Origin of the sequence: Nocardia sp. NPDC051911 (genome assembly GCF_040681035.1) — a bacterium.
GTDB lineage: Bacteria > Actinomycetota > Actinomycetes > Mycobacteriales > Mycobacteriaceae > Nocardia > Nocardia sichangensis.
The window spans coordinates 106,419-124,566 of the sequence record NZ_JBFAXY010000024.1 but is presented as its reverse complement, the minus strand read 5'-3'; the positions used below and the strand labels follow the sequence as shown (position 1 = coordinate 124,566).

General features: G+C 66.7%; 21 protein-coding genes and 4 pseudogenes. 14 read left to right on the top strand and 11 right to left on the bottom strand.

The genetic code is table 11. The features are described from left to right. The first annotated feature begins 26 nt into the window (after window positions 1-26). The 4 genes and pseudogenes from AB0L97_RS26735 to ssb form a co-directional block, all read left to right on the top strand. A complete protein-coding gene (locus AB0L97_RS26735; protein WP_364434483.1) occupies window positions 27-467 on the top strand; it encodes a hypothetical protein in 441 nt (146 codons plus the stop codon). Between the two features lie 116 nt (window positions 468-583). Further along, window positions 584-916: a hypothetical protein gene (locus tag AB0L97_RS26730; RefSeq protein ID WP_364434480.1), complete on the top strand. Its 333-nt coding sequence runs from the start codon at window positions 584-586 to the stop codon at window positions 914-916. 260 nt (window positions 917-1,176) lie between these two features. After that, entirely contained in the window at window positions 1,177-1,977 is an 801-nt protein-coding gene (locus AB0L97_RS26725; RefSeq protein ID WP_364434477.1) for a DNA-processing protein DprA, read from the top strand. Between the two features lie 91 nt (window positions 1,978-2,068). Further along, window positions 2,069-2,281: pseudogene (gene ssb, locus AB0L97_RS26720) on the top strand (single-stranded DNA-binding protein); the annotation flags it as partial. 216 nt (window positions 2,282-2,497) lie between these two features. Here the strand turns inward: ssb and AB0L97_RS26715 are convergent. Continuing rightward, on the bottom strand, window positions 2,498-2,986 hold the full coding sequence (locus tag AB0L97_RS26715; protein ID WP_364434474.1) for a hypothetical protein: 489 nt from the start codon (window positions 2,984-2,986) through the stop codon (window positions 2,498-2,500). A 515-nt stretch (window positions 2,987-3,501) separates the two neighbouring features. Between AB0L97_RS26715 and AB0L97_RS26710 the strand changes: the two genes are divergently transcribed. Continuing rightward, the gene (locus tag AB0L97_RS26710) at window positions 3,502-4,014 is read left to right on the top strand and encodes a single-stranded DNA-binding protein (RefSeq protein WP_364434471.1); all 513 of its coding nucleotides are present in this window, start codon (window positions 3,502-3,504) and stop codon (window positions 4,012-4,014) included. Between the two features lie 20 nt (window positions 4,015-4,034). Here AB0L97_RS26710 and AB0L97_RS26705 read toward each other — a convergent pair whose 3' ends face one another. The 6 genes and pseudogenes from AB0L97_RS26705 to AB0L97_RS26680 all read right to left on the bottom strand — a co-directional run bounded on the left by AB0L97_RS26705 (window position 4,035) and on the right by AB0L97_RS26680 (window position 10,085). Next, the gene (locus AB0L97_RS26705; protein ID WP_364434468.1) at window positions 4,035-4,442 is read right to left on the bottom strand and encodes a DUF6262 family protein; all 408 of its coding nucleotides are present in this window, start codon (window positions 4,440-4,442) and stop codon (window positions 4,035-4,037) included. Continuing rightward, complete coding sequence (locus tag AB0L97_RS26700; protein ID WP_364434464.1) at window positions 4,429-6,252, bottom strand: tyrosine-type recombinase/integrase; 1,824 nt, start codon at window positions 6,250-6,252, stop codon at window positions 4,429-4,431. Before AB0L97_RS26700 ends, AB0L97_RS26705 begins: the two co-directional genes overlap by 14 nt. Window positions 6,253-6,339: 87 nt before the next feature. After that, window positions 6,340-7,095 (bottom strand): IS21-like element helper ATPase IstB, encoded by a 756-nt coding sequence (gene istB / locus AB0L97_RS26695; protein ID WP_364434526.1) that lies wholly within the window; start codon window positions 7,093-7,095, stop codon window positions 6,340-6,342. 62 nt (window positions 7,096-7,157) lie between these two features. Further along, window positions 7,158-8,413: pseudogene (istA, locus tag AB0L97_RS26690) on the bottom strand (IS21 family transposase). Between the two features lie 59 nt (window positions 8,414-8,472). Beyond that, window positions 8,473-8,955: a hypothetical protein gene (locus tag AB0L97_RS26685; protein WP_364434461.1), complete on the bottom strand. Its 483-nt coding sequence runs from the start codon at window positions 8,953-8,955 to the stop codon at window positions 8,473-8,475. 5 nt (window positions 8,956-8,960) lie between these two features. After that, window positions 8,961-10,085, bottom strand: coding sequence for a tyrosine-type recombinase/integrase (locus tag AB0L97_RS26680; protein ID WP_364434458.1), 1,125 nt, complete (start codon window positions 10,083-10,085; stop codon window positions 8,961-8,963). On the opposite strand from AB0L97_RS26680, the gene AB0L97_RS26675 reads away from it, so the two are divergent. The 9 genes and pseudogenes from AB0L97_RS26675 to AB0L97_RS26635 form a co-directional block, all read left to right on the top strand. Further along, the gene (locus tag AB0L97_RS26675) at window positions 9,975-10,517 is read left to right on the top strand and encodes a single-stranded DNA-binding protein (RefSeq protein WP_364434455.1); all 543 of its coding nucleotides are present in this window, start codon (window positions 9,975-9,977) and stop codon (window positions 10,515-10,517) included. The two genes, AB0L97_RS26680 and AB0L97_RS26675, sit on opposite strands and share 111 nt — an antisense overlap. Window positions 10,518-10,747: 230 nt before the next feature. Next, the gene (locus AB0L97_RS26670) at window positions 10,748-10,957 is read left to right on the top strand and encodes a hypothetical protein (RefSeq protein WP_043736961.1); all 210 of its coding nucleotides are present in this window, start codon (window positions 10,748-10,750) and stop codon (window positions 10,955-10,957) included. An 82-nt stretch (window positions 10,958-11,039) separates the two neighbouring features. Beyond that, on the top strand, window positions 11,040-11,564 hold the full coding sequence (locus tag AB0L97_RS26665) for a hypothetical protein (protein ID WP_364434451.1): 525 nt from the start codon (window positions 11,040-11,042) through the stop codon (window positions 11,562-11,564). 17 nt (window positions 11,565-11,581) lie between these two features. After that, a complete protein-coding gene (locus AB0L97_RS26660) occupies window positions 11,582-12,010 on the top strand; it encodes a hypothetical protein (protein WP_364434448.1) in 429 nt (142 codons plus the stop codon). A 155-nt stretch (window positions 12,011-12,165) separates the two neighbouring features. After that, complete coding sequence (locus AB0L97_RS26655; RefSeq protein WP_364434445.1) at window positions 12,166-12,558, top strand: hypothetical protein; 393 nt, start codon at window positions 12,166-12,168, stop codon at window positions 12,556-12,558. Window positions 12,559-13,093: 535 nt separating this feature from the next. Beyond that, window positions 13,094-14,686, top strand: coding sequence for a hypothetical protein (locus AB0L97_RS26650; RefSeq protein WP_364434442.1), 1,593 nt, complete (start codon window positions 13,094-13,096; stop codon window positions 14,684-14,686). Between the two features lie 99 nt (window positions 14,687-14,785). Beyond that, complete coding sequence (locus AB0L97_RS26645; protein WP_364434439.1) at window positions 14,786-15,193, top strand: hypothetical protein; 408 nt, start codon at window positions 14,786-14,788, stop codon at window positions 15,191-15,193. A 104-nt stretch (window positions 15,194-15,297) separates the two neighbouring features. Continuing rightward, window positions 15,298-15,720: a DUF4326 domain-containing protein gene (locus tag AB0L97_RS26640; RefSeq protein ID WP_157227663.1), complete on the top strand. Its 423-nt coding sequence runs from the start codon at window positions 15,298-15,300 to the stop codon at window positions 15,718-15,720. Between the two features lie 351 nt (window positions 15,721-16,071). Further along, a pseudogene (locus AB0L97_RS26635) lies at window positions 16,072-16,253 on the top strand (hypothetical protein); the annotation flags it as partial. A 344-nt stretch (window positions 16,254-16,597) separates the two neighbouring features. On the opposite strand, the pseudogene AB0L97_RS26630 reads toward AB0L97_RS26635, so the two are convergent. The 4 genes and pseudogenes from AB0L97_RS26630 to AB0L97_RS26615 all read right to left on the bottom strand — a co-directional run. Beyond that, window positions 16,598-16,927, bottom strand: a pseudogene (locus AB0L97_RS26630) (integrase core domain-containing protein); the annotation flags it as partial. Next, on the bottom strand, window positions 16,914-17,213 hold the full coding sequence (locus AB0L97_RS26625) for a hypothetical protein (protein WP_364434435.1): 300 nt from the start codon (window positions 17,211-17,213) through the stop codon (window positions 16,914-16,916). The gene AB0L97_RS26625 and the pseudogene AB0L97_RS26630, both read right to left, overlap by 14 nt. Then, complete coding sequence (locus tag AB0L97_RS26620) at window positions 17,210-17,584, bottom strand: IS110 family transposase (protein WP_364434432.1); 375 nt, start codon at window positions 17,582-17,584, stop codon at window positions 17,210-17,212. Before AB0L97_RS26620 ends, AB0L97_RS26625 begins: the two co-directional genes overlap by 4 nt. Window positions 17,585-17,637: 53 nt before the next feature. Then, window positions 17,638-18,123, bottom strand: coding sequence for a transposase (locus tag AB0L97_RS26615; protein WP_364434429.1), 486 nt, complete (start codon window positions 18,121-18,123; stop codon window positions 17,638-17,640). Window positions 18,124-18,148: the final 25 nt, after the last annotated feature.

Here is an 18,148-nt window from a genome sequence, read left to right as displayed (position 1 = left end):
TCCACCGGGAAGGACACCTCACCACGATGACCTCGGCCCACTTGTGGTTCCGCCGCGCCGACGTACTCGACCTCGCCGAGCACGCCATGGCCGCCGCCGGCCACTCCCATCCGCCCTTCGACGAATCCGCCGTCGGGTCGCCGTCGCTGATCTGGGTCAAAGACGACGGGATCTACCTGGTCAGCAACGGCCTGCCCCACCAACCACCCACCGATACCGATCACCCGGACAGCAAGATGCATGTCGTCTACGCCCACGGCCACGGCCCCGGCACCCACTGGCATCACGGCCCGCCGCTGGGCGACGACTTCGTCGAATACCTGCCGCTGACCGCGCCCCTCGCCCAGGACGCAACGCCGTTGATCGACCTCCTGCGCGGCACCGACACCGACACCGCCGCCTGGCTCGTCATCACCGTGGAGCCGGACGCCGCCTACGTCGAACTCCGTGACACCGGACCCTCCTGAGATCTAGACATCGCGGAATACCACGCAGCGGGCGAGTCCGGCCAGTGTCCGCCCACCCGTGGCGGTTCGTCTCCTTCACCGCTGCCCCTCGACCACCCCGAGTCTGGAGTACCCGCATGCCCGATCGGACCCCGAATCCGTTGACCGTTGACCCGGCCTCGCGATCGCCGGTAGACGCCGTCGCCGCAGCCGGTGCGGGCCTGCGTCTCCAGTTCTGTCGCGGCGACGACGATCTCACCGCCCACCCTGCCGCCGACACCGATGCGACCGAGGTCCGGCTCTGGGGCGGCGAGTTGGTACTGGCTGCGGTCACCCACGATCCCGCCGGATGGGCCTACGCCGGAGGTGACTGCGGGCACCGGATCCCCGACGAGCACCTGCATGCCCGGTTCAGCGACTGGCGCCATGCCTTGCACGCCCTCACCGGCATCACCATTCCACCCGAATGAGGCCCCGCCACAGCCGAATCCGGTGAGCGGGCCTGTCCTCGGCACGCCGCTCAGTCCACCACTTTCGAGGAGGACGTCATGCATACAATCGCCACGGTCTCCGAACGCGGCTGCGAGCGTGGGCGATCCTGGCCCGCGCCGCACTCGACCCCACCAACGCCGCCCGCGCGCACGCGGCCACCCGATCGGCAGGAACGGACGTCGAGGATGCCGCCGAGGAGATCGGCTCGCTTGCGGCCGGACCCGGTTCGCGGGGGTCGGTGGCCGAGCTCGCCGCTCGCGATCTCGACCGGGCCGAGCGAGTCGGTGCGTGGTTGCTCACCCGCGACGACCCCGCCTGGACCGGACTGGGATTCAACGACTTGGATTCTCCCGGCGGACGGCACCTGGACGCGCCGGTGGCGGTCTGGGTGCGCGGCACCATCGAGGCGGTCTCGGTCCTGACCCGCGTTGGTGTCATCGGCACGCGAGCGGTCTCGCCGCGCGGTGCCCGCATCACCGGCGAGATCGCGGGCGCGTTGGCAGTGCGGGGTGTGCACATGGTCAGTGGTGGCGCCTATGGCGTGGATGTCCTGGCCCATCAGGCCGCGCTCGACCACGGCGTGCCGACCACGATCGTGTCCGCGGCCGGGATCGACCGCGTCTATCCCACCGCGCACGCCGAGGGGTTCGACGCAGTCGCCGAGACCGGCGCGATCGTCTCGGAATACCCGCCCGGTGAGGGGATCGACCGTTCGCGGTTGCTGGCCCGTAATCGCCTGGTCGTGGCGATGTCCCGGCAACTGGTGATCCCCGCGGCCGGACTGCGCTCGGGCACCCTGTCCACCGCGCGGTGGGCGCGGCGGCTGCACCGCCCGGTGCTGGCCGTGCCCGGCTCCGCCGCCACCTCGCGGGGCTGTCACCAACTGATCGGCGACGGCCACGCCCGCCCCGTGCACTCGGTCACCGACGTCCTCGCCGCGCTCGACGAGACCGCCGAACCCGAGCCCCGCCACCCGCTCGGCGACGACCCGCGTATCGACACCGGCCATCACCAGCTCGGTGGCCCACCCGCGCGCTGACCCGCGCGGGCCGGGGCTGGTTCACGCGTGGTCCTCGGTCCACGCGAATTCATCTGTCCCTGTTGATCATCGACTTGCGAGGAGAACTGTTATGGCCGGAGACACCGTCATCACCGTGATAGGGAATCTGACGGCGGACGTCGAGCTGAGATTTACGCCCGCGGGTGTCGCGGTCGCGAATTTCACCGTCGCGTCCACCCCGCGATATTTCGACCGCAACTCCAACCAGTGGAAGGACAGTGAAGCGCTGTTCCTGCGGTGCAGCCTCTGGCGAGAGGCCGCCGAGAACGCCGCGGAGTCGCTGATTATCTAGATCTCACCGCGCATAATCACGGTTTATCAGTGTGTTTCCGGCGTGGACATGTCCATGTCGAGAGGGTTAGATGCACCACTGCCTAGAGTCGAGTCGCTGTCGGCAAATCATCGGCAACTAGTAGAAGGAGTTGGTCATAGCTGGATAGACGATCGCCACTGCCATCAGGAAACCGACGTTTCGCAAAGCATCAGATCGTCGCGACTTTCACCTCATGGCTACGATGGAAAAAATTGCGAGAGCAACTACCGCACACAGTTGCGCCACGGCGGAAAAAAATAGAAGGCGATACTTTTTGCACGTGCCAGATCGCAAGGAGTCAATGGTGTCGGCATTCCAGCTGACGATATCTCTTCGATTGTACTCCTCATTGCGTTCCCAATTTTTTTTCTTTGAGAGTTTCCTCAACATCTCAATCTCGGTAACCCGAATTCGCCTAGACCATCCAGCACACACACCCAACAGAGCCGCGGACAGAAGTGACAACAGTGCAAATATAAGCGCAACTGCGGCCACCCCAGAAGGGGCGTAGTCCTTACCTTTCAATATGACAATAACTGCGAGAACGACTGTCGCCAACCCCGTTGATCCAGTCACTGTCGCGGCGGCGCGTGCATCTGCAGCGTTTCGACGCGCATACTCGTGGTCGAGCTCGCTCTGCACGAACTTCGCCCACTCAACGCCATTCTCGCCCATAGGATTCGTTCCCTATCCGAGCTCCTTCTCTGGACGTCGATGCAGCATACGGTCTGCAAGATCTTTTATGAAGCCCTTCGTGCGGTGGATCGTATCAGGCTTCCGTATAAGAGGTTGCCATTCCCCCTTCTTTGACTTCTTTGTATCACTCTTCTTATTGCCGCTCTTCTTTCCGGCATCCGAGGCTCGATTCATTTCTCCATCCCTGTCCGGAGGTTACATTTAACCACATCGTCTCACTGCCCGAAAGGCTTCCACAAGGGCATGCAATTGTGTCCGCATTGACACCCAATTAATATGGAAACGGCGCCATCCTGAAATCTCGCCGAAAATTAAACCTCCCAGAGGCATAGAACGTCACGGAAACGGTTACTATTTAGATCCCATGGGCCGGATCGCTGTGTAGCAGCGCGTTTTCGGTGTCGACATGTCTATGTCGAGCGGGTTCGACATCTCGGCGATCCGGGAGAGAGCCCTGTCAGCAAATCATTGGCGTCTTGCAGAAGGAGTTGGTCATGGCTGGAGAAACGGTCATTACTGTCATCGGGAACCTGACCGCTGACCCGGAGTTGAGGTTCACGCCATCAGGAGCGGCAGTAGCAAATTTCACCGTCGCCTCGACACCTCGGGTTTTCGATCGGAATGCGAACGAGTGGAAAGACGGCGACGCCCTGTTCTTGCGCTGCAACGTTTGGCGCGAGGCCGCGGAGAATGCAGCAGAGAGCCTGACCAGGGGCTCACGTGTCATAGTGAGTGGCCGATTGAAGCAGCGTTCGTATGAGACCCGCGAGGGCGAGAAGCGCACCGTCGTCGAACTCGATATCGACGAGATCGGTCCGTCCTTGCGCTATGCGACGGCGAAAGTTTCTCGGGTCAATCGCAACGGTCGCGGCACTGCGCCCGCTGCTGGCGGCGGATTCACCAGCACGGCTGGGAGCGACGATCCGTGGGGGTCTGCCGTTACCCGCGGAGATGGCGGGTTCGCTGGTGTGGGGGCAGGCTTCAACGGCGACGAACCCGGGTTCTGACGCTCTCGACGACGTCGCGCTCAGCTGGAAGGGCAACGGTCAGCGCGGCTGTGCGCGTTGTGTAGCGCGCGGATCTCGCCGTAGGCGACTTCGAGTTGTTCGGTGAGTTGGGTGATCTGCTGGCGTAGTTGCTTGTTGCGTTTGTCGGCTGCTTCCAGGCGCGTCCGCAATGATTCCACCGACGCTCGGTTCGTGTGACTGGAGGCTGTATCGCGTTGGCGGAGGGTGTCTATCGCGTCGACGAGGTCGGGTTGGGTGTAGAGCCACGATCGTGAGACACCGGCGGTCTTGGCGATGCCCGCGACGGTGGCCGCGCGGTCTTTGTGCCGGGCTGCCGAGGTGATCGCGGCTTCGGCGCGGCGCCGGGCGTCTTCGCGGCGGCGCTGGGTCGCTTCCAGGAGGTATCGGGTGTTGTCAGCCGGTGGCATCGAGGTCTTGGACCTTTCCTCCGGCCAGGATCTGGCCGGTCTCGACGGATTCGAGCGCGCCGATGATGGCGTCGAGCTTGTTCAGGGTCCGGGTGTTCTTCTCCGCCACCCTCGCCAGGCCCGCGGACTCGGCGTCGCTGATCATGCGGTGGGTGTCCTGGCGTTGGCGGCGGTGTTGATCGAGGAAGTCGGTGGTGGTGATAAAGAACCGGCAGTCCAGACACGGATTGGCGTATTCGCAGTCGGTTTGGACCGGTGCGCCGCAATAGCCGTTGGGCAGAGTGACTTTCGCGCGCACTATGCTCAGCTTCGCCCAGGCCGCCTCGGCGAGTGGATGATCGGCGGCGATCGTCGCCGGGCGCCCGTCGGCGTCGACTTTGACGGCTTTGAGCCAGTGCTCGCGCAGCGTGTCGTTGTGCAGTCGGGCATAGACCGCGGTCATGTCCGGTGACATGTGATCCAGCAGCGCCTGGACGACCGGCTGGGGGACCTCGGCGTTGATCAGCCTGGTGCCCAGTGTGTGTCGGAATTGATGGAAGGTCACCCGGACCGGCCGCTGATGTTCATCGACGAGCGCCAATTGTTGCAGCCAGCGATCCAGCTGGTCGCGTAGTCGAGTGCTACTGGCGTATCGGCTGCCGTCGATGTTGCTGTGGATCGCGGGGAACAACCACGGCGATCCGTCCGGGAACCGTTCGAGCACTGCCCGCTGCTGAGCAGCGATCTTGCCTGCCAGATCGTCGGAGAGAGGGAAGAACGCGGGCCGGTCGGCCATCTTGCGGTTGAGCCAGGCCAGGTAGGGGTTGGCGTCCTCGTCACGCACGACGCACTCGAACGGCAGAGTCCGCGCGTCCTTGAGCCGCAGTCCGCAGTTGATGAGGATCTCGATGATCAGGCGGCCGTCCGGCGACGGGAACTGCTCCAGAGACCGTGGGGACTCGATCTGGCGCATGATGTGTTCGGCGATGAAGCGCGGCTTGGGATGGGAACGTTCGGGCATGTCGTCGTGGATGAGCGCGTTGCGCGGCAACTCCAGCTGCCACTCGTGGCGGTGGACATCAGCGAGGAACCCGCTGATCGAGGCGATCATCGCGCCCCGGGTGACCGGATCGGGGACCTTGGTCTGCAACCAGGCCAGCCACCCCTCGAGGCGAGCGCGGGTCAACTCCGCCGGTGCCGCCCCCTCGCCGACCGCGTCGACGAGGTATTCCGACAGCAGTCGGCAGGCTCGCAGGTTGATCGCGACCGTCGAGGGATTCAGCTCACGAGTCAGTCGCCATCGGCACCAGCGCCGAACCAGTTCGTTGAGCCAGCCCAAAGTGATGCCGCCGAACCGCAGGCGCCGGACGTCGGCGGTGTTCAGTCCGAGGTGTTTGAGGTCCCATTGTTGGCGAGGGTATTGATCGGCCCACGGATCCGCCTCGATCAGCAACGCCCGCAACTCGAATCGGGTGTCCTTGATGAACGCCAGCGACAAGGTGTCGTAGTTCGCGGGCTTCGGGCGGCAGAACGCCTTCCACCGCGCATCGTCCCAATCCAGCAGACTGCGCACCCCGGCAGCGCGGATCCAGGTGAGCGCTTTGGTCACCACCCGCGGCGCGGTGTGCTGATGTCCCAACTCGTGACGACGTTGCAACCCGTAACCGACCTCCAGCCGCAGCGCCCCGCTCAGATCGTCCAGACGGACATGGGGATGACGGATCCGTTCGACGTGGACGAACCACTCCTGCAACGCCATCCGCCCGCTACGGCGCCAGCTCTCGTAGTGAGCGCGACACAGTTTCGTGCTCGGGCCGTCGGTTGTCAACAACTCGTGAAGGCTGACCCTCAGTCGAATTTTTGATTCTGACCCCCGGGGTCAATTTTGACGAGTTGGTAGGGGTCGGTTTTGGTGTGTTCAGTCGGTTGCGGCGCGGTTCTCTTTGGCGAGCAGGGCGCGGCGTTGGCGGGTGCGGTAGGAGTCGCCGGTGAGGGTGAGGACCTCGGCGTGGTGGACGAGGCGGTCGATCATGGCTGCGGCGACGACGTCGTCGGAGAAGGTTTCGCCCCAGCGCCCGAACGGCAGGTTCGAGGTGACCATGATCGAGCCCTGCTCGTAGCGGGAGGCGACCAGTTGGAAGAACAGGTTCGCCGCGTCTTGGTCGAAGGGGATGTAGCCGACCTCGTCGACGATGATCAGTTTGTAGCGGCGGATCTTCTTCAACTCCGCGTCCAACCGGCCGGCGTGGTGGGCGGTGGTCAAACGGGCGATCCAGTTGCTGGCGGTGTCGAACAGCACCGAATAGCCCGCGTGGGCGGCTTTGACGCCCAACCCGATCGCCAGGTGCGTTTTGCCGATCCCGGGCGGGCCGAGCAGGATCACGTTCTCGGCCTTCGGGACGAAGGTGCCTGTCGCCAAGTGCGCCAGCACGTCCCTGCGCAGCGACGGCAGGTGATCGAGGTTGAAGTCTTCAAGGGTCTTGACCTGGGGGAAGTGCGCGGTGCGGATCCGCATGATCGTGCCCTTGGACTCACGGTCGGCGACCTGGCGTTGCAGCAGCGCGGCCAAATACTCTTCGTGCGACCAGTTCTCGTCACGTGCTTGTGCTGCCAGCTCTTCCCAGCTGCGCCCGACGGTCGACATCTTCAGCACCCGGGTCAGGTAGGCCATCATCGACGGCAGTCCATCGGGTGGCTGGCCGACTGCGTTGGTGGCCGTCTTGGGTTTGGTCGCGGTCATCCGTGTCTCTCTTCTGTTGTCGGAACATGGAAATCGACGCCGAACAGGACGTCGTAGTCCGGCAACGCGCGCAGCGCGACCGGATGCCCATCGGAATGCCGCCGCGCTTGCTCCCGGCGGCGCCGGTCGGCGGCGAACCCGGCCCGCAGCTGCGCGGCCAGCGCCGCGTGATCAGGATCGGTGACCACCTCCTGCTTGGCCCACGATCGTTGATGCCGGGCCACGACCTGCCCATCGCACTGAACCGTGACCACGGTCGGGGAGGCGGTGACATCGACGAACCGGCCGATCAGCCGTGGATCGACGGAGTAATCGACGGTGTCGACGCGCACGTAGTAGTCGCGGGCCAGGCGGACTCGCTGACTCAATCCGACCGCTGGGCTGACCGGCGGCAACGCGATCATCGACAGGTAATCGGTCTCGAACAGATCGACCGGTCGGCCACCGATCGAACGGACTGTGCGCGTGTTGGCCCGCGTCAGCCAATCCGCGAGCTGGGTGTTGAAATCGGTGGGGTCGGTGAAGCTGCGGCCCGGCAGGAACGAGGTCTCGAGGAACCCGTTCATCCGCTCGACCATGCCCTTGTATTCCGGATCCCGGGGCGGGGCCAGCTGAATCCTCGTAGCGAGGGTCCCGGCGAACGCTGCCGCGGCCGCGGTCACCTTCCCGGTCCCACCGATCGCTGACTCCCGATCCCAGACGAGGGTCTTCGTCACTCTCCCCATCTGCGAGATCAGCTGCCACATCCCCGACAACAGATCCCCGCTCTGACGCGAGGCAGCATCACCGCCGCGGTGAACCGCGAAAACCCCAACGTCATCACCAGCACCGGAAACACACGCTCTTGGCCACGCCCGACCGGGATCCGCGGCTCGGGAAACCACAGATCACACTGCGTCACCGACCCCGGCTCATAACTCACCCGATCCACCGGGTCCACCCCGGCGTATTCCGGGCGGATCTCCCGCAACCGAATCCTCAACGGATTCAACGTGTATGGCCAGCCGATCCGCTCGGCGATCACCGACCCCGGCATCCGCGGATACTCCGCCAGCAACGCCCGGATCTGCGCCTCATACGCCTCCACCACCCGACCCCGCGGCTTGCGCTCGTACTTCGGCGGCCGATCCGACGCCAACGCCGAACGCACCGTATTCCGCGCCACCCCCAGCCGCCGCGCGATCTCCTTGATCGGCACCCCCTCCGCCCGATGCAACCGGCGGATCTCAGCCCAGTCCTCGATGGCAATCACCCCGCAAGCGTCAACCCCCACCAGGGGTCAATGTTCGGAAATCGCTGAGGGGTCAGTCTTCAGGAGTTACCGACATCGGTCCAGCGCTCGCAGTCCGGGAACCGGCAATCCGACTCCATCGACGCACGCGGCGGCGAGTAGAGCGTGCGCGCCACCCACGCCTCCACCTCGGGACGGCCGTAACGCATCCACGTCTCGGCATGACGATGGCACAACCCCTTCGACTTCGCCGCCCGGTTGCACTGACCGATCACGCAGTCCGCAACGGTCCGTCGCTTCCTGGTGGCGGAATCCTCAGCGATCGCCCATTCCTCGAGTTCGGGACTACCCTCACCCTTCCACCGCTGATAGTGGCCCTGACACAGTCGCCGGGAGGCATAACTCAGCGCGATGCCGCACGACGGGATCCGGCAGAAACCCTGCACGAAGACGCGACTGTCGGTCGGTGGATAGAACACCTCCCCGCGGAACAGTGGCTCCACCGTCTGCATCAGACGCTCCAACAACCCCGCCGCGCTATCTGTCTTCAGCGGTGCGCTCACCGTGTTCACCCTCGGTCTGTCCTTTTCGGCAACACGCCCGCCTCGATGAGGGCGTTGCGATGGTCTTCGGCGCTCAGATGCGAATACGTCGTCTGGGTGGTCTGCGAAGTCGAATGCCCCAACAACTCCGCCACGATCTCGATGCGGACCTTCGCCCGCAGCAACCGGGTCGCGTAGGTGTGGCGTGCGACGTGCGGGGTGAAGAAATCGATGCCCGACCCGGCGCGGAGCCGCCCCACCAACTTCGCGACATTGTCCTCGGTCATCGGCGCACCGATCGGCGGCCGGAACAGATTGACGAACACGTAATCGCTGTCCAGCGAACCGTATTCGACCTCCATGTACTCCGCGTAGAGATCGAACACCGCATCCGCCGCCGGCACGACCCGCGGTTTGAGCCCCTTCACGCGCGCCTCGTTGTCGTTGTCCTCACGGGCCACCACGTGCACCTCACCGGCACGCAGTTTCAGATCGTGATGCCGCAAACCCAGCGCCTCGCCCAGCCGCAGCCCCGTCTCGAACAACAACACGATCAAGAACCGGTCCCGCAACCGCCGACACGCATCCTGCACCGCGGCCTGCTGCTCGACGGTGACCGTCCTGGGAGGCGCGCGATGCACGCGGATCCGTATCGGGCTGAAGGAATCCGCGTGCGCGCCGCCACTTCGGGTGTGCGCGAGCAGCGGCACGTAACCGCCGGTGGGCCGCGGGCCCGAGAACTCTCCGAGCAGCGCGGGCACCGACACGTCACGCCGTGAATGAAACCGATAGAACGACGCCACCGCGGCCCGTTTGCGCACCAATGTCGTTCGCTCCACCGCCGAGGGTCCACCCGGTAGCACCAGTACCCCCGGCCTTCGAGCCTTCTTCGGCCGCTGTAGCCAGCTGAAGAACTCCGACAGCCGCTCCACACTCAGTTCCCGGTAGTCCCACCCACGCTGACCGAGCCAGACGAACAGATCCCGCAGATCGTAGGCGTACCCCTCCACCGTGTTCGGGGCCTTACCTCTCGCCACCAAATGCGACAGAAACTCCTCCACCGGCCACACCGGCAACCCGACCCCATCGACCACCGTGAACGAACGCCGCCCCGTATCCGACGCCCGCAACCGCTGCACCCGAAGCAGCAACCTTCACCCCTCCACCACAACGACACAACAAGACGAGGTGTCTGTGTAGCAGGAACAACCCACCAAATACAAACCGTACGGACGTTATGGACACCGGCAGACGAGGTCCGGTTAACGCTGACCCGGGGCGCACGCGTGATCGTCAGCGGCCGATTGAAGCAGCGGTCCTACCAGACCCGCGAGGGCGAGAAACGCACCGTCGTGGAGCTCGAGGTCGACGAGGTCGGTCCCTCGCTGCGCTACGCCACCGCCAAGGTCACCAAACGAAAGGCCAACCACACCAACGCAAACGATAGCAGCGATCGCTCCCGCGAGCTCGTCGGCGCGGCAACCGGCAGCCGCGGCGGTGACGACGATCCCTGGGCGACCACGAGTAGCGGATTCGGGGGAGGGTTCGGCGGCGGATTCGGCGGCGAGGAGCCCACGTTCTAGAAACGCCTCCTGCGCGATTGCACCTTCGGCCCGCTCGCGCCAGTGGCGATGCCCCGCGTGCCGGGGGGCGCGGATCGTGGCTACACCCGACACCCCGGTCGGGTGTAGCCACCACCTGTCTCATCCGCATCCGCGTGCCCCGTGGCGCTCACCGAGTGATCACGGGTCTTCTCGAATTCAGCGCGCCCGGCCCGCGGGCGCCGATCCCGTGTCGAAAGGCCGACCACCGCGTGAACGATCCCGAGAACTCGACCTACACCCGCGACCAGGGCGACTGGGAGCCGACCCGCTGGTACACCGTGCTCGGCCCCGACGGGCAGCTGTGGTGCGAGTCCAGCGACCGCGGCGAGGCCGTCGCGGCCATGCGCGCCGGTGATCGACTCATGCACACCTGGCACCGGATCTGCCGCGAGTCGCAGATGCGCGAAGAACAGCCCTGAACCGAACCCACCATCCCGACAGCGGTGGATCCACCCAAAGAGCGGGATCCTTCGCTACCTCACCGGACCAGGAGACCCCCTGATGAGCGAGCAAGTCCCTACCGAACCTCCCGCCGTCACCGCCGCGGCAGCGACGGCGGCGGCGTTGATCGCACTCGCCGAGCACGCGCCCTCGCGAGCGCGGGCCGCGATGGCCACGGCGCTCACCGAGCTGGCACCCGAGGACTGGGCGTGGCTGGGACTGCTCTACCGCGGCCACGCCCACTCACCGAATGCTGCCCTCTCCCGGGTCCTGGCCCTCGCCGCGGCCCGGCTCGGCAACCCCGACACCCGCCCTCTCGATCACTGGTCGCGCCCAGCCACCGGCGTCGAAGTCCTCGAGGTCCCGGTCGAGGTCGAGATCCGCGACTGGGTGCGCCGCCCGGTCCGCGAGGACTGCTACGACCTGCGGCTGCACGCCGAACCGAGCCCGGCCACCGAGGCGATGCGCACCACCAGCGAGGCGATCGCGGCCCGCGCCCGCCGCCGACCGGCCCGCCAACCCGGTTTCGAGACCGCCACCTCGGCGGGGACCGGTACCGGCGCGCACGCCCGATTGGTGGCCTGACCAGGGAGGGCTTTGCAGTGAGCGCCGACAACCCACGCGAGACGGCCACGATCCAGATCCGGTTCCTGCGCCACCTGCTCGACCGTCTCGACACCCTCGCCGGTGAAGCCAGCCCGTGGGAAGGGATCCGTCGCCTACGCACGGTCATCGCCCAACGCCTCACCGTCATCACCGACACCGAACCGGCCGAACCCGGAGCGGCCGACGGAGACGGCGGGCACGGTCGGCTCGCGCTGATCGTGGTCGAGTTGCACCGGCTGCGCCGCGCCGCGACCGCGGCCACGATCACCACCCACGGCGGGCACCGCCACCGTGTCCGCGTCCTGGCGGTCGGTCACCGCCACACCGTCGTCCACACCCACGGCGGCCTCGGGCTCGCTGCGGTGCTGGTGCCGCTGCGGTTCATCGAATCGGTGGTCCCGCTCGAACCCGCCGCGCGGCACTGACTTGTCCCCGCCACAACCGCCGACCGCCACACGCGAGGCCACCCACGACCACGCGCTCGCGAGACCGCACCCCTGAACCGGCTCGAACTCGCGCGCACTGTCGCCGGGCCTTCGCGCGCTGAGCGCACCGGCGCAGCGACAGACAGGAGGGCGCGATGCCCATCGACTCACCCAATTCTCCCGCGCCCGAGCACATCGCGGCCCCGCTGCTCGCCGCCCACCGTCCCGAAGTCGAATTCCTGAGCGGGATCGGCGGCAACCCCCGCATCGTCGACACCGGCGGAATCCCGATGTTCGCGTTCGTGGCCATCGAAGCCGAGGCCGGGCCGATCATCGACCCAACCGGCACCCTCTACGTCCTGATCACCAGCATCGACGCCGGACTCGCCTACCGGCGCAGCGACATCGACAGCTGGACCGTCGTCATCTACGACGCCGCAGAGTCCCACGACGAGGGAATCAGCGCCGCCGAGAACGCCACCAGCTTCACCACCGCCTGGCAACAGGCGTGGGCGGCCATCGACCGCCCCGACGACCCGCACACCTGACACCGACTCCCGGCATCCACGAAACCTGCGATCCGTCGGTACGCGAAGTTCGGTCACCGATAGCTCCAGGCCCGACATCGCGACCTGAAGCGGTGCTCGCCCGGGATTGTGTCGAAACCGGACGACGACACCGCGTTCCGCCTGCCCAACCGAGGCGGTGACCCGCGGCCTCTGTTGGCCGCGTGAGCGATCAGGGGTGGCGGTTGGTGAGGGCTGGTCGTCTGGCCGTCGGCCCCGCCTTTCTGAGTGCTACCAGGGCGTGAGCCCGCCACGCCTGCGGGCCCGCGCCCAGCCGTCACCGAATTCGCCCGGCGCGCCGCCTGTTCGGTATCCGGCGGCCCGGTGGTGTGCGCAGCGAATTCGGCGCCGACCGTTGCGGCGCGTTCCCTCCGCCGTGTCGGGCTCCCACCCTGGTCGGCCGCACTCAGGCGGGTCAGACGACCAGCCGCCCAGCCCCGTGCCGGGGTTACGTACGCGTGTGCGTGCGTCCGGCACGGGGCCGAGCTGTTTTCCACGACAGAACAGGAACCCAGTGATGACCGCAACGTTGAACGCACCCGAGACCACCGACTCTGTCACCGAGACCGTTACCGATGTCGCCGACACCGTTTCCCCGTTCGCCGCCGCGCTCGGGGAGATCGAATTCCTCCTGAACACCGATCCCGACGCCGCGCGCGAACGCTTCACCGCCGTGCTGGCCCTGGCCTCCCCGGCCGAGCGTGCATTCCTCGACCGCGCTGCCGAGATGTTGACCCGCTCCTCGTGGAAGACCGCGGCGCGTCAGCTCGGGTGGATGGCGAAGAGTCGCCCCGAACTCCGGTCGCTGATCGTCGATCACACCGCCGAGGGCGACCCGGGCCTGTATCGCCCCGAGCTCCCCCAGCAGTCCGAGACCTCGATCGAGGCGGCCGAATGGGTGCGTCGCTCCATCCGCGACCGCCGATACCGTGACCGCTACACCGCCACCCCCAGCGCGGCGACCGATGCGGCCCGCTACCAGTCCGAGAAGGTCGCCGCCCGCCGCGCTCGCATCCCCGCCCCCACCACCGCGCTGGTGAGCCTGCGCCACCGCGGACGGGACCTGGCCGTGGCCGAGCGCCGCCACCGCGAATACGCGGGCTATGCGGCGCAGCGGTTGTACGCGATCGACACCGCCGTCGACGACGACCGCACCCCGCCGGTGCCCGAACCCCGGAAGAAGGCGGGACAGGTGTGGGCGCACGTGCAGGCCGAGTTGTGGGAGCGTTCCTACTTCCTGCACGTCGCCGAGTGCTACACCGAAGCCGACCGGTACCTGCTCGCCCCCGAACTGCCCGAACGCCACATCGCGCCCCAGCGCCGTCACGCCGGGCTCGAGGACGCGGCACGGGAGTTCCTGCGCGAGCACGACCTCGAGCCCGAACCATTGTCGCGGGCGCGCGGCGCGCGTGCTCGTCGCACCCGCCCGCAGTTCCCGCCGCGGATCACCCCGGCCGACCAGTCGCGCTTCGCCGCCCGCCGCACCGGGATCCCGGTCCCCAGTGACCGTGACGAGTATCTGCCCTACAGCGAACTCGACGCCCGGGAGTCCACCTGGCAGGGCTCGGGCCTGGACTACGACCTCGCGGCGATGACCCCGTATCTGGGGTGGCCGTGCGTGGGCTGCTGGATCGACCGTCCCGCCAGCGACCGTCGCCCCTTCCACACGCGCCACGGGATCGTGGTCAGCGACGACGGGGTCTGCGATGTGTGCCGCGCCGACGGCCACCCGGGCATTCCCGCGCTGCCTGCCGGGTTCGGCATGCGGAGCTTCGTCGAATCCCGCTGCGCCTATATCGCCGCCGCTCATCCCGCCCAGGTGCGGGCGTTGCTGGATCGGGTGCGGGCCGCCGCGGCGAACACCGGACCGACCTGGCGGCTGATCACCCGGTGGATGGCGAGCAACCTCGAACAGCCCGAACGCGCACCCCGTCCCGCCTCCGCGCGACGGCCGCGCGGAGGTGGTTCCGCGCTCGGAGCCGGGCAGCGGATCGGACGCTGTGACGCCTGCGCCCGAAACAGCGTCGTGCACGCCGACAACTACTGCACCGACTGCCGCATCGACCTCGGCCTCGTACCCACCAGCCGCCGCACCGCGTCGGTCGCCTGACCCACCCCCTCGGCTCCACCCGTGTTCCCCGGTCCGCCGCGGTGTCGCCCTCCCGCGGCGGACCGGTCCACCACTCCCCGATCCGACAGGAGCACGACCGTGCACCGACTCCCTCACCGAGCACGCCGCACCCTGGCCGCGCTGCGCGCCGCGCTCGCGCCCCGCCCGACCCAGGTCCGGGTGCGGGTCTACCTCAACACCGACCCGACCGCGCTGCTGACCGGGTACCAGCCCCACACGCCAGTAGCGCTCGCCTACGAGTTCGTGCTGCGCGTCGACCCGACCACCGCCATCGACAAGGTTCTGCTCGAACGTGTCTTCGCCGCGTTCAACGATCACCCCGAACACGACGACGACCAGATCCACACCGACACCTGGTACGCCAAAGGGATGCGGGGAGTGGCAGGACTGCGGTCCCTCTCGGTCGGCGACCTCGTCGGGCTCGACGACCGCCACTACGCGTGCCGGTCCTACGGATGGACCCGCGTCCCCGCCCCACCGGCCTGACCGGTACCGCAGCGATAGTCGGTTCCCCGGTCGCGGGGTGCTCGGACCGTGCCGAGCAACAGCATCCGCAATCCGACCACCTCCGACCGGAAGGAGCACTCGCCATGACTCACCCCGCGCCGCCCACCGACCCCGCGCGCCTCACGATCACCGAGCTTCACCAGACCTTGGCCACCGGCCGGTCGGTCGTGGTGTCGATGCGCGCTGCCAGCGGCCACCGACACCTGATCGAGTGGGCGCGCCGCCACCACCTGTTCGTGCCCGTGGACCGCACCAGCGATTGGGGCAACCCGTTCGTGCTCGGACGCGACGGCAACCGCGACGATGTGCTGCTCGCTCACGCCCGACACCTCGCCGACCGGCCCGGCCTTCGGGCTCGCCTGCGTCGCGGTGAACTCGCCGCCCGCGTGCTGGGTTGCTGGTGTGCACCCAAGCCCTGCCACGGCCACACTCTCGCCGCACTGAGCCTCGATCCCGACCTCGACCCGCTCGCGGCCGTCCCCACCCGGCTCCACCGGCGGAGGTGACCGCCCGGAAGTCGGACACCCGGCAGCCGTCACCACAGTAGGAACCGGATCAACGGCTCCGGTTCCTACCTGCCCGTCCCCTGTAGTCACTGATCACCCGCACCGCTTTCAATCTGTCCCCAGCCATCCACAGCTTCGCCCTACCACCTACCGCCCGTGTCCGGTCCAGCTGGACATGGCGAGCGCCAGGACTGGTGACATGCGGTTCGCCATGTCGTTCTGGACTGTTGGTTGGCTGAATGTCCGGATCTAATTGGCGAATTCCGTGAAGCTGGATGGGCGCTAGTGCGGCTGGGGCCGTGATGTGCGCCTGGGCCGCAGCTGGCAGCCGATCACCGAGGTCGGCAGCGTGGGCTCGCCATCGAGCAAATGCGCCGCCAAGGCCGACGGATCGACAACGAACGCACATCAGCCCAGCTCATAGCTGGAACATCAATTTCTTTGGCGCTATCGAGGTCGACATCGACGCCGAACTCGCCCAGCTCGGCCCGACCGGATACAGGCCGCTGAGGGTCCGCGACACGCTCTTCTGACAAAGTTATATCGCCGACGCCAAACCGATGAGGCTCGGCTCAGGTCACGTGGATCAGTCAACGCCCTTGTCGAGGGATAAGGCGAACGGCAACGACGAAGCCGATTCCGGCTCACCCATCGAACTCGGCAGGTGGTGCGGGCTTTTGCGCCGTGATGGCGTCCATGTTCGGCGATTCTGTCAGCGAGGTTGAGAAACAGGATTCGGCCGTGTGGTCGGATGGGAAGCTGCCGACTGTGGATATCGGCAGCGGTGCGTCGCCGCAGGAGACGGGCGTATCCGCGCCGGTTCTGCCGCGGGCCATGTTCCCAGCACTGGTGACGTTGTGCCGCTGACGAAGATCGACTACACCCGGTCCCCGGTTGTCGTCTTCTGACGAAGTCTCTCATACGGGGTCTGGCCGTCGAGTCCGCCATGGGGCCGGTGATAGTTGTAATAGTCTTGCCACTCTTTGAGTTTCGCGTTGAAGATGTTGACGTCGTCGATGACCACGCCGTCGAGAAGCCGGTAGAACTCCTCGGCGTCGATCCGGTGCGAGCGCTCCACCTTCCCGTTCAAGCGCGGCGTTCCCGGCTTGATGTAGACGTGGTTGATGCCCTTGTCCAGCACGTGCCAGTGGAACCCGGACTGGAACTCCGCCCCGTTGAGTTCCTAACGGATGTCAACTCGGCGGAAGGCTCGTAGCCTTGGTTGTTGACGGGCCGGTCGGTGGAGCGCTACGCGACTCCTTGTGTCCTCGGCCCGTCCCCGCACTGGTGGTGCGGCGGGCGGCGCGGATATCGGCGGGGACGGTGTATCGGTTAGCGACGATCTGACGGCCTTGTTCGGGTGTGAGCGGGCTGCCGTCGACGTCGCGGATGACGTAGTGCTCGCTGCGGCGCCAGCAGGCGGCGATGCGGGTGAGCAGGGTCGTGGAGAGATGGCAGACCGCGGAGTTGTGGTGTTTGCCGGTCTCGGTCATGAGCCGGTGGTATTTCGCGCCAGCGAGGGATCGCTGCGCCGGGCCTGTTCGGCTGCCATGAACAGTGCTTCGCGCAGGCAGGCGTCTCCGGATTTCGTTGGCCCACCGTGTCTTCCGCTCAAGTCTGAGGAATCGAGCTTTGGCACCAGTCCACTGAAGGAACGGATCGCGGCCAGGGAATCGAAGCGGTTGGGGTCACCCAGACGTCCCAGGATCTGGGCTGCGAGATTCGGGCCGACCCCGGGCGCCGAGCAGACGATGCCGCCCGGGTCGGCCTTGTCCAGCAGTGCCGCGATACGGGTTTCGAGTTTCTTGATTTCGTCGGTGAGTTGCAAAGCCAGCCGGGCCTCGATCGCGATATCGTCGGCCAACTCCGGGAAGTCCAGTCCATCGGCCCAGAGGTCGAGCGTTTCACGGGCTGCGGCTATGAGCTGGTCGGCTTTCTTCTCGCGCGCCAGCTGCCGCGAGAATGGCGGGTGAGGAATCGTGACAGCCGGGCCCGGCCCAACCGGATGACTACGTGCGGGTCGGCGTAATGCGCGAGGAACCGCAGTGGGGTCTTGTTGGCCAGGTCCGCGCCGAGTGCCGCGTGCCAGCCTGGTCCGAGGAGTTCGAGCAGCGCATCCAATCGCGCGAGGATGCTGGTGCGGCGTTTGACCAGGTTGGAGCGCAGTTTGACCGCTCTGCGCATCGTGTCGCCGGGCCCGAGCCCGGTCGCGGTGTGCATGCCCTCGGGATGCTGAAGTGGGATCCGGGCAAGAACTTTCGAGTCCAAGCGGTCGGACTTGGTGTGTTTGCAGTAGTAGTCGCGCAGATCGGCAGATTGTTCTGGCGGCACCAGAACCACGGTGGCGCCCTGGCGGCGGAACCAGGCCGCCAACGGCACCCAGGCGTTGCGCGTGGGCTCCATGATGATGGTGATCGACGACGAATCC

Excerpts from the sequence above, each read along its gene's own strand:
- AB0L97_RS26735 (WP_364434483.1), top strand. The coding sequence starts at position 27 with ATGACCTCGGCCCACTTGTGGTTCCGCCGCGCCGACGTACTCGACCTC.
- AB0L97_RS26730 (WP_364434480.1), top strand. The coding sequence starts at position 584 with ATGCCCGATCGGACCCCGAATCCGTTGACCGTTGACCCGGCCTCGCGA.
- AB0L97_RS26715 (WP_364434474.1), bottom strand. The coding sequence starts at position 2,986 with ATGGGCGAGAATGGCGTTGAGTGGGCGAAGTTCGTGCAGAGCGAGCTC.
- AB0L97_RS26710 (WP_364434471.1), top strand. The coding sequence starts at position 3,502 with ATGGCTGGAGAAACGGTCATTACTGTCATCGGGAACCTGACCGCTGAC.
- AB0L97_RS26705 (WP_364434468.1), bottom strand. The coding sequence starts at position 4,442 with ATGCCACCGGCTGACAACACCCGATACCTCCTGGAAGCGACCCAGCGC.
- istB (WP_364434526.1), bottom strand. The coding sequence starts at position 7,095 with ATGATGGCCTACCTGACCCGGGTGCTGAAGATGTCGACCGTCGGGCGC.
- AB0L97_RS26675 (WP_364434455.1), top strand. The coding sequence starts at position 9,975 with ATGCGACAGAAACTCCTCCACCGGCCACACCGGCAACCCGACCCCATC.
- AB0L97_RS26665 (WP_364434451.1), top strand. The coding sequence starts at position 11,040 with ATGAGCGAGCAAGTCCCTACCGAACCTCCCGCCGTCACCGCCGCGGCA.
- AB0L97_RS26655 (WP_364434445.1), top strand. The coding sequence starts at position 12,166 with ATGCCCATCGACTCACCCAATTCTCCCGCGCCCGAGCACATCGCGGCC.
- AB0L97_RS26650 (WP_364434442.1), top strand. The coding sequence starts at position 13,094 with ATGACCGCAACGTTGAACGCACCCGAGACCACCGACTCTGTCACCGAG.
- AB0L97_RS26640 (WP_157227663.1), top strand. The coding sequence starts at position 15,298 with ATGACTCACCCCGCGCCGCCCACCGACCCCGCGCGCCTCACGATCACC.
- AB0L97_RS26625 (WP_364434435.1), bottom strand. The coding sequence starts at position 17,213 with ATGACCGAGACCGGCAAACACCACAACTCCGCGGTCTGCCATCTCTCC.
- AB0L97_RS26615 (WP_364434429.1), bottom strand. The coding sequence starts at position 18,123 with ATGGAGCCCACGCGCAACGCCTGGGTGCCGTTGGCGGCCTGGTTCCGC.